17 protein-coding genes are annotated in these 15757 nt (G+C 38.3%); 8 read left to right on the plus strand and 9 right to left on the minus strand.

The window, feature by feature from the left end:
* The first annotated feature begins 18 nt into the window (after positions 1-18).
* The 6 genes from C3V44_RS12085 to hisS all read left to right on the plus strand — a co-directional run bounded on the left by C3V44_RS12085 (position 19) and on the right by hisS (position 4635).
* On the plus strand, positions 19-171 hold the full coding sequence (locus tag C3V44_RS12085) for a hypothetical protein (protein ID WP_164996616.1): 153 nt from the start codon (positions 19-21) through the stop codon (positions 169-171).
* Between the two features lie 116 nt (positions 172-287).
* Entirely contained in the window at positions 288-1496 is a 1209-nt protein-coding gene (locus C3V44_RS11290) for an ROK family transcriptional regulator (protein WP_106096523.1), read from the plus strand.
* A complete protein-coding gene (mazG, locus tag C3V44_RS11295; protein ID WP_106096524.1) occupies positions 1493-2275 on the plus strand; it encodes a nucleoside triphosphate pyrophosphohydrolase in 783 nt (260 codons plus the stop codon). The genes C3V44_RS11290 and mazG overlap by 4 nt, the downstream gene beginning before the upstream one ends.
* A gap of 56 nt (positions 2276-2331) precedes the next feature.
* Entirely contained in the window at positions 2332-2634 is a 303-nt protein-coding gene (locus tag C3V44_RS11300) for a hypothetical protein (protein ID WP_106096525.1), read from the plus strand.
* A 7-nt stretch (positions 2635-2641) separates the two neighbouring features.
* A complete protein-coding gene (locus C3V44_RS11305; protein WP_106096526.1) occupies positions 2642-3250 on the plus strand; it encodes a nucleotidyl transferase AbiEii/AbiGii toxin family protein in 609 nt (202 codons plus the stop codon).
* A gap of 8 nt (positions 3251-3258) precedes the next feature.
* Positions 3259-4635 (plus strand): histidine--tRNA ligase, encoded by a 1377-nt coding sequence (hisS, locus tag C3V44_RS11310; RefSeq protein WP_106096527.1) that lies wholly within the window; start codon positions 3259-3261, stop codon positions 4633-4635.
* Between the two features lie 109 nt (positions 4636-4744).
* On the opposite strand, the gene C3V44_RS11315 is transcribed toward hisS, so the two are convergent.
* From C3V44_RS11315 to carA, 9 genes are all read right to left on the minus strand, one after another.
* Positions 4745-5995, minus strand: coding sequence for an aspartate kinase (locus C3V44_RS11315; protein ID WP_106096528.1), 1251 nt, complete (start codon positions 5993-5995; stop codon positions 4745-4747).
* 272 nt (positions 5996-6267) lie between these two features.
* The gene (locus tag C3V44_RS11320; RefSeq protein ID WP_106096529.1) at positions 6268-6960 is read right to left on the minus strand and encodes an OmpA family protein; all 693 of its coding nucleotides are present in this window, start codon (positions 6958-6960) and stop codon (positions 6268-6270) included.
* A gap of 23 nt (positions 6961-6983) precedes the next feature.
* Positions 6984-7478 carry a lipocalin family protein gene (locus C3V44_RS11325; protein ID WP_009421674.1) on the minus strand — a complete coding sequence of 165 codons (495 nt, stop codon included), beginning with the start codon at positions 7476-7478 and terminating at the stop codon, positions 6984-6986.
* Positions 7479-7549: 71 nt separating this feature from the next.
* On the minus strand, positions 7550-8311 hold the full coding sequence (locus C3V44_RS11330; protein ID WP_106096530.1) for an MBL fold metallo-hydrolase: 762 nt from the start codon (positions 8309-8311) through the stop codon (positions 7550-7552).
* An 83-nt stretch (positions 8312-8394) separates the two neighbouring features.
* The gene (rpmH, locus tag C3V44_RS11335) at positions 8395-8553 is read right to left on the minus strand and encodes a 50S ribosomal protein L34 (RefSeq protein ID WP_002669412.1); all 159 of its coding nucleotides are present in this window, start codon (positions 8551-8553) and stop codon (positions 8395-8397) included.
* A 104-nt stretch (positions 8554-8657) separates the two neighbouring features.
* Positions 8658-9416: a carboxypeptidase-like regulatory domain-containing protein gene (locus C3V44_RS11340; protein WP_009421677.1), complete on the minus strand. Its 759-nt coding sequence runs from the start codon at positions 9414-9416 to the stop codon at positions 8658-8660.
* A gap of 72 nt (positions 9417-9488) precedes the next feature.
* Positions 9489-10781, minus strand: a complete 1293-nt coding sequence (eno, locus tag C3V44_RS11345; RefSeq protein WP_106096531.1) for a phosphopyruvate hydratase — start codon at positions 10779-10781, stop codon at positions 9489-9491.
* 89 nt (positions 10782-10870) lie between these two features.
* Positions 10871-11341 (minus strand): DinB family protein, encoded by a 471-nt coding sequence (locus C3V44_RS11350; RefSeq protein ID WP_106096532.1) that lies wholly within the window; start codon positions 11339-11341, stop codon positions 10871-10873.
* Between the two features lie 108 nt (positions 11342-11449).
* Positions 11450-12550, minus strand: coding sequence for a glutamine-hydrolyzing carbamoyl-phosphate synthase small subunit (gene carA, locus C3V44_RS11355; RefSeq protein ID WP_106096533.1), 1101 nt, complete (start codon positions 12548-12550; stop codon positions 11450-11452).
* 713 nt (positions 12551-13263) lie between these two features.
* Here carA and C3V44_RS11360 point away from each other — a divergent pair.
* Both C3V44_RS11360 and C3V44_RS11365 read left to right on the plus strand, forming a co-directional pair.
* Positions 13264-14403: a TlpA disulfide reductase family protein gene (locus C3V44_RS11360; protein WP_106096534.1), complete on the plus strand. Its 1140-nt coding sequence runs from the start codon at positions 13264-13266 to the stop codon at positions 14401-14403.
* 48 nt (positions 14404-14451) lie between these two features.
* On the plus strand, positions 14452-15708 hold the full coding sequence (locus tag C3V44_RS11365; RefSeq protein ID WP_106096535.1) for a hypothetical protein: 1257 nt from the start codon (positions 14452-14454) through the stop codon (positions 15706-15708).
* Positions 15709-15757 lie beyond the last annotated feature (49 nt).

Genomic DNA, 15757 nt, shown 5'->3' on the forward strand with positions numbered 1-15757 from the left:
ATCAAATGAAAAACAGCTATGGAAGATAGAAATACAGAAAGAAAGTTATTTCGAGACAAACTTTTAAAAGGTTTAGACGTTGCTTACGAACGAATGATAGCCGAAAAGCGGAAGAATAATCAAAAGATTGTGGTGCGCCGTGAGGGTAAAATCGTTACTATTAATCCGTAGAGAAAAGCATTAAATACTAATTACAAACATCAATTATTTTTTATTATTGCATTCTTATTAAAATATTTTTAGTAATTTTGCCTTACCTTTACAATAATGATTAAGATTAAAATGCTATGGGACTAAAATTTTTAGAAGAAATTAAACAAGGCATCAGAAGCGCCTCATTGAAAAAGGATATTATCTGTTATTACATCAATAACGGAGATGATACACTTGCTGACCTTGGCAAGGAACTGAACTTCAGTGTTCCTACCGTTACTAAAATGGTGGGCGAACTGATAGAAGATGGTATAGTGATGGACTTTGGGAAGATGGAAACCCCAGGAGGTAGACGTCCTAATATCTATGGATTGAACCAAAGTTCGGGATATTTTATAGGTGTAGATATCTCTCAAAAACGCGTTCATATAGGGCTTGTCAATTTTAAGGGAGATTTGATAGATGAACAGATGGATATCTCTTTTGAGGAAGCGCATCCTCACGAGCGTTTTGAACGTTTATGTGAAATAATTGAAGATTTTATGAGCCATACAGTGGTTCCTAGGGACAAAATACTGAGTATTGGCATTAATATTTCAGGGCGTGTGAACCCTCAAACGGGGCATAGTTATAGTTTCTTTTATTTCGATGAACGTCCGCTTACTGAAATGTTTGAAGAAAAATTGGGTATAGATGTCTCTATTGATAACGATTCGCGTGCGATGGCTTATGGTGAATATATTAAAGGACGCGTACAGGCTGAAAAAAATATCATCTACGTGAATGTAGGTTGGGGATTAGGCTTAGGAATCATCGTTAATGGGCAGCTATATTATGGGAAATCGGGCTTTTCAGGTGAGTTTGGGCATATTACTGCCTTTGAAAACGAGATATTATGCCACTGTGGTAAGAAAGGTTGCTTAGAAACAGAGGCTTCGGGCTCTGCTCTTTATCGTAAATTCTTGGAAAAACTTCATAACGGTCAATCGTCTTTACTTACTCAACAGAAGGAAAATGAAGACGAAATTACACTCAACGATATCATAGATGTAGCTTTGCAGGAAGATATATTGGCTATAGAACTTATTGAAGAGGTGGGAAATACGTTAGGTAAACACGTGGCGGGTCTCATCAACCTATTTAATCCTGAATTGGTGATTATTGGTGGTACTCTTGCCAATGCAGGCGACTATTTGATATTGCCTTTGCGCAGTGCTATCAAGAAGTATTCTTTGAATTTAGTGAATAAAGACTCTTCGATAAAAGTATCAAAATTAGGTGATAAGGCGGGTCTATTAGGTGCAAGTCTCCTCGCCCGTAGTAAATTTATAGGATTGATATGAGAGAGCAACAACTTCAGGCTTTTGGGAGACTTCTCGATATAATGGACGACCTGCGTGCGAAATGTCCGTGGGATAAGAAACAAACAATACAATCGTTGCGCCATCTCACTATTGAGGAAACTTATGAATTGGGCGATGCTATCCTCAGTGGCAATCTGCAAGAAGTGAAAAAAGAACTCGGTGATTTGTTACTTCATATCGTTTTCTATGCCAAAATAGGTAGTGAAACGGGTGATTTTAATATTGCTGATGTGGCAAATGGTGTGTGTGAAAAACTCATTGAACGACATCCGCATATCTATGGAGATGTGAAAGTAGACAACGAAGACGATGTAAAGCGCAATTGGGAAAAAATAAAACTCAAAGAAGGTAACAAGAGCGTACTGGGAGGTGTGCCTAAAAGTTTGCCTGCATTAGTAAAAGCTACTCGTATACAAGACAAAGTGGCAGGTGTAGGCTTCGATTGGGATAATATAGACGATGTTTTTGCGAAGATAAAAGAGGAAATAGATGAACTACACGCCGAAGTAAAAGCGCAAAAACAGACAAATATTGAGAGTGAGTTTGGCGATGTTCTTTTTAGTCTTATTAACTATGCCCGATTTTTGAAAGTAAATCCTGAAGATGCCTTGGAGCGCACTAATCGTAAGTTTATAACTCGGTTTCAATACTTGGAACAACGAGCCAATGAAAAGGGAAAATCACTCAAAGATATGACCTTACAAGAAATGGAAACTTATTGGCAAGAAGCTAAAGGAGACGCTAAGAATAGTGATTGAATATTCTATGTTTGTTAATAAATCTTATCTTTGTATTGTGAAGAAAAAACTAAACTATGAACACTGATTTAGATAAAGAATTCAAAGCAAATGTACACTCAAGAGTGTTTTGGGACTGCCATTTCGATAAGTTAAGTCTTAAAAAAAGTAAGTACTTTATGATTGCTCGTACCCTAATGCGAGGTACAGATAAAGAAATACAATTCATCGAAACTCATTTTTCGTTAGAGGATATTTTAAAAGCAGTAGAGAAGTCTCCCGAAGCTGATGCCGTATGCAGAAATTATTATAGATACATTTATAATTATGTTACTAAAAGAAAGCAAAGCGATAGGAGAACCTCAGAAAAAATTGCTTAGAGAGTTAATGACATTAGATATCTTATCTGATGATTATTGTTTAGCAGGAGGTACTAATTTAGCTTTTCGGTATCAGCATCGCATTTCAATAGATTTAGATATATTTAGGTTCAATAAGAACTCTAATAAAGATGCCAATATGGCTCTTTTTGGTGAGATAAAAGATGTTTTTGGTGATTTAGTTATATTGAATGATATCTCTAAAATAGGTATTTTTATGTATATCGACGATGTTAAAGTGGATATCATAGAATATCCCTATTCTTTTTTTAACATAGAGACTATTGACGGCATACGTTTGGCTTCAAAAGAAGATATTTGTGCGATGAAAATAAATGCTATCATAGGAAGAGGTAGCCGAAAAGACTTTTATGATTTGCATCAATTATTGAAAGAATATACCCTTGATGAACTAATTGAGTTGTATAAGAAAAAATATCATATTGATAATATGCAAATGATAATGCGTTCTCTTATTTATTTTGATGATGCCGATGACAAAGAGTTTAAAAATAATGATGTAATTAGTCTTAAAGATGAAGATTGGGACACCATCAAAGAGAATATAGAAACAGTTTATAACGACTTATTAAAGAAAAACACTCCCCTAATATAATAACGATAATGGCAATACAAAAACCAAGCATACCTAAAGGCACTCGTGACTTTTCACCAGCCGATGTGGCCAAACGCAACTTTATTATTAACACTATTAAAAATACTTTTAACGCTTTTGGATTTCAGCCTATCGAAACGCCCAGCTTTGAAAATTACGATACATTGATGGGTAAATATGGCGAAGAAGGCGATCGTCTTATCTTCAAGATACTCAATTCAGGTGATTTTACACAAGGAGTTAAACAAGACGATTGGGAAACTAAGAATACTCAGAAGCTCACTCCCCAAATATCAGAAAAAGCACTCCGTTATGACCTTACAGTTCCTTTTGCACGCTATGTAGTACAACACCAAAATGAGCTGACTTTCCCCTTTAAACGTTATCAAATTCAGCCTGTTTGGCGCGCTGACCGTCCGCAAAAAGGACGTTTCAGAGAGTTTTACCAATGCGATGCCGATGTAGTAGGCAGTACCAGCTTGTGGCAGGAAGTGGAGTTCGTACAGCTCTACGACACCGTGTTCACAGCGCTCAATCTTAAAGGGGTGACTATTAAGATTAACAACCGCAAAATTCTCAGCGGTTTTGCCGAAGTGATAGGGGAGAGTGACAAACTCATCGACTTTACCGTAGCTCTCGATAAGCTCGATAAGATAGGCGAAGAGGGTGTTATCAAAGAAATGATGGAAAGAGGTATCAGCCACGAAGCTATTAGCAAGTTACAACCTATCTTTGTACTTAAAGGAGCTCTTGCTGAAAAGCTCACTGCTCTGAAAGAGATACTAAAGACTTCTGAAACGGGGTTGAAAGGTATTGAAGAGGTGGAGTTTATAGCACAACAAATAGAGCGGCTTACCTTACAAACAGCTATTTTAGACCTCGATGTTACCCTCGCACGTGGACTGAATTATTACACAGGAGCTATCTTTGAGGTTGCTGCTCCAGCGGGAGTACAAATGGGTTCTATTGGTGGAGGTGGACGTTATGACGACCTTACGAGCATCTTTGGATTGAAGGGGATAAGTGGTATAGGTATCTCGTTTGGTTTAGACCGCATAGGATTGGTGATGGAAGAACTGAATCTTTTTCCTGAATCACTAAGCAATAGCATAGAAGTGCTTTGTATAAATTTTGGCAATAACGAAGCTTTACAGAGTATGAAACTATTGAAAGAGTTGCGTAAACTCGGAAAAAGAGCAGAACTCTACCCCGATGCAGCTAAGATTAAAAAGCAAATGGAATATGCTAATAAGCGAAGCATTCCGTTTGTAGTGATGATTGGGGAAAGCGAGCTTACCAAAAATACTTTTGTATTGAAAGATATGTTTAAAGGCACTCAAAAAGAATATAATTTTAATGAGGTAAATGAAGCATTATTTCAATAATATGAATCATAGAATATATATAAAGGGACTGATATATCATCAGTCCCTTTTTTATTGTATGCTTTGTTTGATTGTTGTTTAAACAATAACTGATAATAAGAGGATAGATTTACTTTACTATTATCTGAACCGTATCTGAAGCCACTTGTTTAAGCAGCACTTCTTTGTTCATTTCCACTTCTTTAATAGCCTCTTCCGTAGCGTGGCGAATGGTATAAAGTGTTACGTTCTCAGTTACCGATACCTTAAAGCGTTCTTCCAACTTTTCTAAAAGTTCAGTTAAGGTATCGAATTTGTTGTCTACACATACTGAAAAACTAATAGCCGAGTTCTGTATCACACTTACTTTCATCTTAGTCTTATGCAAATTCTTGAAAATATAGCTAATACCCTCTTCCATTATAAATGAAAAGTCAAGTGAAGAGAGAGAAAGCAGTATTTGTTCTTTCTTGAGGATAAAGCAAGGCACCTTTGGAGATAATTCAGCTACGTTACACACAGCGCTTCCTTCAGCAGTAGGATTCAAAAACGAACGTACATAAAGAGGGATTTCCTTTTGTTGGAGTGGTTGTAGGGTTTTTGGGTGTATTACTGAAGCGCCATAAAAAGCGAGTTCTATAGCTTCCCTATAAGGGATTTTATGCAAGAGCTCTGTATGCTGAAAATATCGAGGGTCGGCATTGAGAACGCCAGGTACGTCCTTCCATATCGTTACACTTTCAGCGTTTAAACAATAGGCAAAAATAGCCGCTGTATAGTCTGAACCTTCACGTCCTAAGGTAGTAGTGAAAAAATTTGCATCGCTTCCTAAGAAACCTTGTGTGATGTTCAGTAATGATTTGTTAATATGCGTGCGAATGTTACTTTGTGTTTCTTCCCAGTCGATAGAGGCATCACGGTAATTACTATCTGTTTTTACGAGATTACGGACATCTATCCACGTGTTTTTAATACCATTGTCATTCAGATATTGACTGATAATAGTAGTAGAAATGAGTTCACCAAAGCCAATCACTTGGTCATATACAAAACTGTGTTTCGGCGATTTGTTGCGTTCTAAAAACGAAGTGAGTTCTGCAAATAAGCCATCTACTTTCCAATACACAGGGTGATTTTCATCGGTAAATAGTTCGCGAATGATATGGTAATGAAAGTCTTTTATCAGCTGAACGCTTTCCGAAAGTTTTTCTTGTTCCTTAAAATAGCTATTTACCACTACTTCTAAAGCATTAGTGGTTTTTCCCATTGCTGAAATCACGATGAGCGTATTAGCATAGCCTACCGTTTCTAATATTTTAGCGACATTGCGTACACCTGCAGCATCTTTTACTGAGGCGCCTCCAAATTTAAATATCTGCATTTCTTTTAGATATGAGGTAAAGTCTGCGACAGCAGAGTATGGTAAGAGGTAAGTAATAAACCTAAATACCCAAAATACCAAGATTAACAGTGCAAAGGTAGTGTATTTTAGTGAAAAGAGAAAAGTGAAGATTAAAAAAATGTCATTTGGAAGTGATATTGTTATATTTCTAACGTTCTTTTTTATCTCTCGTTTTAGATATTTAATAAAAATAATGAGTGTTGAGAAGTACTTCTCAACACTCATTTGTATAGTCAAGTATCAAACTATTTTTATTTGTTTCCAGCCTGTTTTTTAGCGTCTGCTTTCATCTTTTCATTAGGAACGATTACTACATTCACACGGCGGTTTTTAGCTCGTCCATCAGCAGTTTCGTTACTTGCAACAGGGTTTCTTTCGCCATACCATTTGGTAGTAAAACGGCTACCTGCTAAACCTTTACTTTTAAAATAGTTAGTAACGGCTTGTGCACGGCGTTGTGAAAGACCTAAGTTGTACTCATCTTTACCCACACTATCAGTGTGTCCGGCTACTATCACATTAGTATCAGGATATTCTTTAAGAATAGCAGATAGTTTATCAAGTGTTTGTCTTGATTTGTCGTTGATGTTATACTTATTAGTATCAAAGTATACACCTCCGTTATTTTCGTCGAAAGTAACCACGATACCATCGTCTACACGTTTAACATCGGCACCTGGGATTTCTTCTTCTATTTTTTTAGCTTGTTTATCCATTTGGTTACCGATAACAGCTCCTGCAGCACCTCCTACTACTGTACCGAGTACAGCACCGAGTTCGCTGTTTTGTCCGTTACCTACGTTGTTCCCTAAAATAGCTCCTAATAAGGCTCCACCAGCAGCACCAATTACAGCTCCGCGTTGTGCTTTGTTAGAGTTGTTGTATGCCTCGCAACCAGTAAGCAATACAGCTGCCGATAAGGCTAAAACTACGATTTTTTTCATCTTCTGTTTGTATTAATCTTTAATTATTTTACAAAATTCATTGAGATAACAAAAGGTTTGCCATCTACTCTCACGGTTTGTTCCCATACCATTGAGTCGTCAGAAATACTTGCTAAATGCAAACGAATACCTTGTCTAGTTTCTGAAACGTATTTTTCATTAGTAGGTTTCAAGAGAAAATCATAGTATCCTGTTGATTTATCTACTTCTTGTACAATAAAAATGAAGTTTCTTTGTCCTGTTGAACAACCACTCGCGTTGATAGTATAGTGTCCACGATTGTTATTCGGAACGAATTTCCAAGTGCTGCCTTCAAAGCATTCTTTGGAAGTATCGTTTAACAAGGTAACTTCATATTTACCTTTCTCGCTATATGTGATGGATTGCAATGTCCATTCACCTTTAATAGCTTTATTAGCTATATTTGTTTCTTTGGGTTTTGCAGTCATTGAGCCTGAAGAACTCTTACAAGCCATTACCAATACTGCCATTACAAGTAAAAGTGCAATTTTTTTCATCTTTAATTGTTTTTGATTACGAGGGCAAAAATAAACTTTTTTTTCTCGCCCACCTAATAATTAACTAAATATTAACATTCTATTACTAAGTTATCATATGCCAAAAATACGTTTTTAGGCAATCTTTTTTGTATCTCATCGTGAAAACCAAAGGTTTGGCTCACGTGTGTGAGATAGGTGCGCTTAGGTTGTACATCTCCTATAATTTCCAAAGCTTCCGCTAAATTGAGGTGTGTAGGGTGCACATCATCTCTTAGGCAATTCAATACTAAAACATCTAAATCTCGTAGTTTTTCTCTTTCGCTCTTGTCTATATATTTGGCATCGGTAATATAACCCAAGTCTTCTATCCGATAGCCTACGATGGGCAAATTGCCGTGCATTATGTGTATAGGTTCTACTGTTTTACCACACAAAGTAAAAGGTGCTTCGTCTATCTCGTGAGGTATTACCGAGGGAGCTCCTTCATATCGGTTTTCAGTGGCAAAGATATAACCAAAACGCACTCTCAGCTCATCGATTACTCTTTTTAGTCCGTAGATAGGCATATCGCCTTGCAAGCGTACAAAAGGGCGTATGTCGTCCATTCCGGCGGTATGATCGGCGTGCTCGTGAGTGAACAGTATAGCCTCCAAATGCTGTACATCGTTGGTGAGCATTTGCTGTCTAAAATCAGGACTGCAATCTATTGCAATATTGGTATCTTCCCAACTGATAAGTGCCGAAGTGCGCAACCTCTTATCTTTGGGGTTGGTACTTTGCCCCACAGGGTGGTTGCTTGCTATTACGGGAATCCCTTGTGAAGTACCTGTACCGAGGAAAGTAATCTTCATAATAATGATAAATGATTAATGGTTAATGATTAATTTCACAAGTCATTAATCATTAACCACTAATCTTTAAACAATTAAAATTGTTATTTTTTATGTCTTGGCTCAGAGGATACAGTAAGTTTTTTGCGTCCTTTAGCGCGACGGCGTGCTAACACTTTTCTACCATTGGCAGTTGCCATACGTTCTCTGAATCCGTGTTTATTTCTTCTTTTTCTCTTTGAAGGTTGAAATGTTCTTTTCATTGCTTGTTAATCTTTAAAATCTTATTAAAAATGATACTTTATCTCTCTATTTTATCAATAGCGCGGCAAAAGTACGTCAATTTTTTGGAATGACAAAATATTTTTTATTTTTTCTTGTGCAAAACCCTATATTCTTCGTAACACTGACTGATGGCTTCAAGCACTTGCAGGTCGTTTGCCGTCATTATAAAATCGTTAGAATAGTTGCAAGAGCGAATGATATCTTCTAATTCACTACGGTCTACTTGCAAAAGTTCTAATAGGGTTTCGCGGTCGTAACGGGTGGAAAGAGCATCGCTCAATTCGTTGTCTTTGCGCATCTCTCTCAGTTTGCGCATTTCTTTCCCTTTGGCACCAAACGAGCGACTCAGCAAGTCGGCAGGGTTCATTACAGCGCTTAGCACTCTACCCACAGCACTTGCACTAGCTCTACTTTCATAACCTATATCTAACCCCGAAATGCTATAACGCGTATTGTCATTGATAGGTGCATTTTTAGCGTCAATATCCAAATAACCTGTGAGTTTATAAGGAGTTACAACCACTTCTTGTAAAGTATAAGCAAGCTCTGTCATTCCTATTTTCAACCCTTGATATTTTATCATATCGTTTGTTATGCGTATCTTGGTAGATTTATACCCTAAAAAAGAAATGTATAGCGTGTCGTTAGCACTTACTCTGATACTAAAATCACCTTTGTCATTGGTAGTAGTACCTCTTACTTTATTGAGGTTTAAGATGTGTACATTAGGCATTGGTTTATTGTTTTGCACACTGTAAATATGTCCGTGCAACACTGTTTCCTGAGCTACAAGTGTCGTCACACATAAAAACATACAAAACCATAATATCTTCTTCATCATACTTACTTCTTTTAAGGGTAAAAAAATGGGTGTTCGAGGAGTGCCCTCGAACACCCTAATCATATTAAAACATTAGTTCTTTACATTGAAGGCTTTTTCTTTGGGATAGTAAGCTACTGAACCCAAAGATTCTTCGATGCGGAGCAATTGGTTGTACTTCGCCATACGGTCAGAACGTGAAGCCGAACCTGTTTTGATTTGTCCGGTGTTCAAAGCTACTGCCAAGTCGGCAATAGTGTTGTCTTCTGTTTCTCCTGAACGGTGAGACATTACGGCAGTATAACCAGCGCGGTTTGCCATATCTACGGCTGCGATAGTTTCAGACAAAGTACCGATTTGGTTTACTTTGATGAGAATAGAGTTGGCAATACCTTTGGCAATACCTCTTTCAAGGATAGATACGTTAGTAACGAACAAATCGTCACCTACCAATTGTACTTTTTTGCCCAATTTGTCAGTAAGGAGTTTCCATCCGTCCCAGTCGTTTTGATCCATACCGTCTTCGATAGAGATGATAGGGTATTTAGCTACCAATTCTGCCAAGTAGTCAGCTTGTTCAGCTGAAGTACGTACTTTACCTTTAGCACCTTCAAAGATAGTATAATCGTATTTGCCATTTTTGTAGAACTCAGAAGAAGCACAGTCTAAGGCGATTTTGATATCTTCACCCCATTTGTAGCCTGCTTCTTTTACAGCTTCTTTAATAGAATCGAGAGCGTCTTCGATATCTTTAAAGTTAGGAGCAAAACCTCCTTCATCACCTACGGCAGTGCTCAATCCTTTTTTGTGCAATACCTTTTTAAGGTTGTGGAACACTTCTGAACCCATTTGGATAGCTTGTGAAAAGTTCTTAGCGTTCACAGGCATAATCATAAACTCTTGGAAAGCAATAGGCGCATCGGAGTGTGCCCCAGCGTTGATGATGTTCATCATCGGTACAGGCAAAGTGTGAGCACTTACCCCACCTACATAACGGTACAAAGGCAACCCGAGCTCTTCAGCAGCGGCTCTTGCTACTGCCAATGATACCCCAAGAATAGCGTTAGCTCCTAATTTAGATTTGTTAGGAGTACCGTCGAGCCCAATCATTGTTTTGTCGATAAGGTTTTGTTCGAAAACGTCCATACCTACGATTTCTTCTGCGATGATATCGTTTACATTAGCAACGGCTTTGAGTACGCCTTTACCCATATAACTTTTACCACCGTCGCGCAATTCAACGGCTTCGTATTCACCTGTCGATGCTCCTGATGGAACAGCAGCTCTACCAAGGAAACCATTCTCGGTCATTACATCTACTTCTACGGTTGGATTTCCTCTTGAATCCAAAATCTGACGTGCGTGCACGCTTACAATAATACTCATATATTTTGTTATTTAATTATTTACTTTGTTTAGGGGTTAGGGATATCGGACTTATCGACTTTATAATGCTAATTGTCAATTGTCAATTATCAATTGTTAAAGCTTTCTCTTCCCCAAAAGAAAGGCGGTTCGATACCCAAAGCACGGAGGTAAGTATACCCTTGTCCGCGGTGGTGACTCTCGTTTTCAATGAAGTATAATATCCATTGGGCAAAGCTGAAAGTCATTTGATAAATAGTGAATGGTTGGGTATAATCACCTACTTTTTGCCATTCACGGTCGAGAATTTCAGTAGCTCTATCCCACAAAGTCAATACTTCCGCTTTGGTAGTAGGAAAGGCTCCTTCCAAGAAAAGCGTGTGTTGCTCCTGAAATCTTTCTTTAAAAAGATAGTCCATAACTCTCAAAAACTCTTCTACCATTCCTGAAAACGGACGCAGGTTTGCAATGTTGAACTCAAAGAGGTCTTTCTCGGGAAAAGCCTCAATCACCTTGCGAGTGAGGGCACGTACATCTTTTAAATTAGTGAGCAGTGCTTCGGGTGTAAGTAATTCTTTCATATTAATTGTTAGTGTTTAGTCCTTAGTTTTTAGCCTATATTTTGTACTCTTCTTATCCTTTTCACGGCTTGTCCCCCTTCGGGGGTTCGGGGGCAATTTTTACATTTTCTAATTCCCCAATTGTTCCACAAATTGGTCAAACAAATACGTCGCATCATTAGGACCAGGTGCGGCTTCGGGGTGATACTGCACACTGAAACACTTCTTGCCTTTCACTCGTAAACCCATCACAGTATTGTCGTTTAGGTGGGTATGCGTGATTTCCACATTAGGGTTAGCTTCTGCCTCTGCTCTATTCACAGCAAAACCGTGATTCTGAGAGGTAATCTCGTCCTTACCTGTAAGCAAATTCTTCACAGGGTGATTAATACCACGGTGACCGTTGTGCATTTTATAAGTGCTAATACCGTTTGCCAGTGCAATAATCTGATGTCCTAAGCAAATACCAAAGATAGGCAAATCTTCTGCTATCATCTGCTTTACGTGGGCAATTACCTCGGTGAGCGGTTCGGGGTCGCCAGGCCCATTAGACAAGAAATAGCCATTGGGGTTCCACGCTTTAAGCTCAGCCAAAGGCGTGTTGTACGGAAATACTTTGATGTACATATCACGGGCTGCCAAGTTGCGTAAGATGTTTTTCTTGATGCCGAAATCGAGCGCTGCTACTTTGTACTTCGCTTCTGGATTGCCAAAAAAATAAGGTTCAGTAACCGACACTTTCGATGCCAATTCTAAACCTTTCATATTAGGAATCTCATTTAAGCGAGCTTTGAGCAGTGCTAAATCGTCAGTTTCTGTGGAAATAACAGCGTTCATCGAGCCATTATCACGAATATAACTCACCAAAGCGCGAGTATCTACTTCACAAATGGCTACCAAGTGGTTACGGTCTAAAAAGTCTTTCAAGGTTTCCTCGGCAACAGCACGGGAGGCATCATAACTAAAATTTCTACATACCAGCCCTGCAATTTTCATACCATTCGATTCGTTGTCGTCTTCACAGATACCGTAATTGCCGATATGAGCATTGGTCATCACCATAATCTGACCAAAGTACGAAGGGTCAGTAAATATTTCCTGATAGCCCGTCATACCCGTATTGAAACACACTTCGCCAAAAGCAGTACCTTCATAGCCAACGCTTTTACCATAAAAGGCAGTGCCATCAGCAAGGAGTAATACCGCTTTTTTCTTTTGTTGATACTTCATTGTGCTATTTCCTTAAATCGACTGCAAAGGTACAAAATATTTTTGAAATATAAATAATCAATGATATTTTTTAGCCTAAACCTATTAAAATTATTTCAATATTACCCTAAAATACAATCAATATTCATCTTATCTCCATCTTATCTTCACCTTATCTCCATTCATCGTTCGTTCATTCTTCGTTTATTGTTCGTTCATTGTTCGTTGTAGAGCTACTGTAGAGCCACTGTAGAGCTACTGTAGAGCCACTGTAGAGCCACTGTAGAGCCACTGTAGAGCCACTGAAAGACCACTCATTGTTCGTCTTTTGTTCGTCTTTTGTTCGTCTTTTGTTCGTTCATTGTTCGTCATTTGTTCGTCTCACTTTTCCGTTACAACACTCCCTCTCCTTGGGAGAGGGTTGGGGAGAGGATATTTTGTTCGTTCTTTGTTCATTTGCCCGTGCAGCTCGCACCGTCTTTTGTTCCTCCTAGCTTCCAATAATCTTCAATTTGCAACCTTATTCCCTTCTTCTAAAAACTTTTCACACTTCATTTCTTATTTACTAATTTTCAAATTTGCTAATAGTACCTACCCTTGTACTACCCTTTACCTTTTATCTTTTACCTTTTAACCCCTTCATTAATCATTAACCATTATTTAAATATTCATAAAAAAAGTTCCTATTTCCAAAAAAATATTATACCTTTGTCATTATTTTAAATTCTAAAGCTATGAAACAACTATTTATTGCATTTCTCATTGTGTTAGGATTGAGTGCTTGTACCAATCCTGAAGAAGCTATAAAAGCGTATCAGCAACAAAAGGAAGCTATAGGTTTGCAAACTCCCGAAAAGCAAAATGAACTTTTAGGGCAGAACCCCGTTGCTTTTCAGCAGAACCTACAAGCGATAAGTAAACAATGCGCTGAGGTGTTAACTAACGCTAAAGGATTACCTTCTGATTTTATAGTTAAAGAAGAGAAAGAGAACCAATACGAACTTTTGTCTCTTACTTCTGCTTATTTACTGAATCATCGCAAATATACCGAAGAAGAAGCCCCTGCTATCAAAGCCTTGGAAGAATCTCTTAAAGATGTAGATTTAGATAACGCTACCGATTTCGATGCGTATAATGCTTATAAAACCTTAGTGCATAATTGCTTCCAACTGAAAATCTATCGCTATCAAGTGCAGTATGAGTTCAACGACCCGTGGGGTAAGATTTTAGCCGATTTCAATACGCTCAAATCACAAAATATTAAAGAAGACCTCACCCCTTTGCTCATCGAAGGCGTATCGGCTACCTCCGCTGAGACTACCAATGAACAGATTATAGCCTTAGTGCAAAAAGCAGTGAAAGATAACGAACTGTTAAACGCTCTTTCAGGACGCATTGCTACAGTAAACCGACTTAAAGCAGGACAACCTTTCCCTCTTTTTAAAGGTCTTACCGACTTGAACGATAAAGAAGTGAAATATGAGAGTTTACCCCTCAAAGGCAAATTGTTATTTGTAGATATATGGGCTACTTATTGCCCTGATTGCCGTAAAGAGTTGCCCGCCTTAGAAGCCTTACAGCAATCCTATAAAGGTAAGCCTATTGTCTTTCTCAGTATTTCAGTAGACCGTGATAAAGAAGCGTGGAAAGAGATGGTAAAGAATGATAAACTAAGTGGTATTCATCTGTATACCACCCCAGAAGTGAAAGATACTTATAAGTTTTTGTACGACTTGCGAAGTATTCCTCGTTATATGCTTATCGATGCGCAGGGTAATATCATCAACAGCAATGCACCAATGCCTTCCGATAAAAACTTGAAGGAATTGATAGATGTGAGTTTAATGGCTCTTACCAATCCCAAAGCTAAATAAAAACTTTGCGTTAAGAATATATTTTTTAAACCAATATTATACCATAAAATGAAAAGAATTCTATTTTTAGTAGCTTTATTGATGGCAATTCCTGCCTCAGCTCAGTTGCTTCGTCATAATTTCGATGAAGAAGGCGACACTTTTATTCAAGGTATTGTGCGTGGACAGTTTTGGGCTCGCCTTACCGAAACAAACCCTGGTACTACCGTACAAGGTGAACCTGCCGATAAGGTATTCGACCTTTCTGTAAGGCGTTATCGCTTAGGCTTCTTCGCCCAAGTAGAAAAGAAATGGTTGTTCTATATCCTAATGGGAAATAACAATCTCAACCAAAGTACCCTCCAAAGCTCCGATTTTCGTCTGCTTGACGTGCTCGGTCAGTATACTTTTAGTGAAAAATTGAGCATTGGGGTAGCCAAGACCACCTTTGCAGGAGCTGGTCGTTTTTCCAACACCTTCTCTAATGGCTCTATGCTCACTCTCGACCCTTCCGTTTATTACCTTAACACCCTTAATCATTTCGATGATATGGGGCGTAGGATAGGTGTTTACGCCAAAGGTCAGTTAGGAAAGATTGATTATTTCGTGTCTTTGCAAAATTCACCTGCCCCCTCTGATAATGTTCGTACAGCTTTTAATTATAGCAAAGGGCAACCCAAAGTGCTTACTTCCTCTTACCTAAAATATGAGTTTTGGGACGATGAGAGCAACAAATTGCCTACTAGCGGAGGTAATGGCACTTATTTAGGAACTAAACATATAATGAATCTCGGTATTGGCTATGAATATCAAGCTAAAATGAGAGAAATCACTGATGGAACTAATACTTCCTATCGCGATTACTTCAATTTAGGAATCGACTTCTTTATAGATACTCCTATTTCTGAACGCAACGACGCTATTACCGCTTATTTAGGCTTTAACAGCACTCATTTTGGTAGTGATTATGTGAGAAGTGTGGGTGCTAATAGCATTTTTGGAGGAGGAACCTCTCTTAATGGGGCTGGCAATGCTACTCCCGCCATAGGTACAGGTAGTACCTTATTCTTGCAATTAGGCTATCTGCTTCCTAAATGGGAAAATTGTAATATCCGTGTACAACCCAATGCAGGCTGGCGATTTGCTAACTATAAAGCCCTCAACAGCAACGTGAATATCTATTCAGTAGGTGTGAATACTTATTTTAACGGACAAAAGAGCAAACTCTCCTTAGGCTATGAGAACCGCCCTATCTTCGATGCTACTGATAAAAAGGTAAGTACTCGCTTAGGTACTTTTGTATTGCAATACCAAATAGAGCTTTAAGAGAGAATATTGGATAGTGAAAAGTCGCTTTTCTATCAAACTCTTCACC

It is taken from the genome of Capnocytophaga sp. oral taxon 864 (assembly GCF_002998835.1).
In the GTDB taxonomy this organism is placed as follows: Bacteria; Bacteroidota; Bacteroidia; order Flavobacteriales; family Flavobacteriaceae; genus Capnocytophaga; species Capnocytophaga ochracea.

Coding starts and splice junctions, on each gene's coding strand:
- C3V44_RS11350 (WP_106096532.1), bottom strand. CDS start 11,341: ATGAAAGAATTACTTACACCCGAAGCACTGCTCACTAATTTAAAAGAT.
- carA (WP_106096533.1), bottom strand. CDS start 12,550: ATGAAGTATCAACAAAAGAAAAAAGCGGTATTACTCCTTGCTGATGGC.
- C3V44_RS11360 (WP_106096534.1), top strand. CDS start 13,264: ATGAAACAACTATTTATTGCATTTCTCATTGTGTTAGGATTGAGTGCT.
- C3V44_RS11340 (WP_009421677.1), bottom strand. CDS start 9,416: ATGATGAAGAAGATATTATGGTTTTGTATGTTTTTATGTGTGACGACA.
- eno (WP_106096531.1), bottom strand. CDS start 10,781: ATGAGTATTATTGTAAGCGTGCACGCACGTCAGATTTTGGATTCAAGA.
- C3V44_RS11300 (WP_106096525.1), top strand. CDS start 2,332: ATGAACACTGATTTAGATAAAGAATTCAAAGCAAATGTACACTCAAGA.
- hisS (WP_106096527.1), top strand. CDS start 3,259: ATGGCAATACAAAAACCAAGCATACCTAAAGGCACTCGTGACTTTTCA.
- C3V44_RS11290 (WP_106096523.1), top strand. CDS start 288: ATGGGACTAAAATTTTTAGAAGAAATTAAACAAGGCATCAGAAGCGCC.
- C3V44_RS11315 (WP_106096528.1), bottom strand. CDS start 5,995: ATGCAGATATTTAAATTTGGAGGCGCCTCAGTAAAAGATGCTGCAGGT.
- C3V44_RS12085 (WP_164996616.1), top strand. CDS start 19: ATGGAAGATAGAAATACAGAAAGAAAGTTATTTCGAGACAAACTTTTA.
- rpmH (WP_002669412.1), bottom strand. CDS start 8,553: ATGAAAAGAACATTTCAACCTTCAAAGAGAAAAAGAAGAAATAAACAC.
- C3V44_RS11365 (WP_106096535.1), top strand. CDS start 14,452: ATGAAAAGAATTCTATTTTTAGTAGCTTTATTGATGGCAATTCCTGCC.
- C3V44_RS11305 (WP_106096526.1), top strand. CDS start 2,642: ATGACATTAGATATCTTATCTGATGATTATTGTTTAGCAGGAGGTACT.
- mazG (WP_106096524.1), top strand. CDS start 1,493: ATGAGAGAGCAACAACTTCAGGCTTTTGGGAGACTTCTCGATATAATG.
- C3V44_RS11325 (WP_009421674.1), bottom strand. CDS start 7,478: ATGAAAAAAATTGCACTTTTACTTGTAATGGCAGTATTGGTAATGGCT.
- C3V44_RS11320 (WP_106096529.1), bottom strand. CDS start 6,960: ATGAAAAAAATCGTAGTTTTAGCCTTATCGGCAGCTGTATTGCTTACT.
- C3V44_RS11330 (WP_106096530.1), bottom strand. CDS start 8,311: ATGAAGATTACTTTCCTCGGTACAGGTACTTCACAAGGGATTCCCGTA.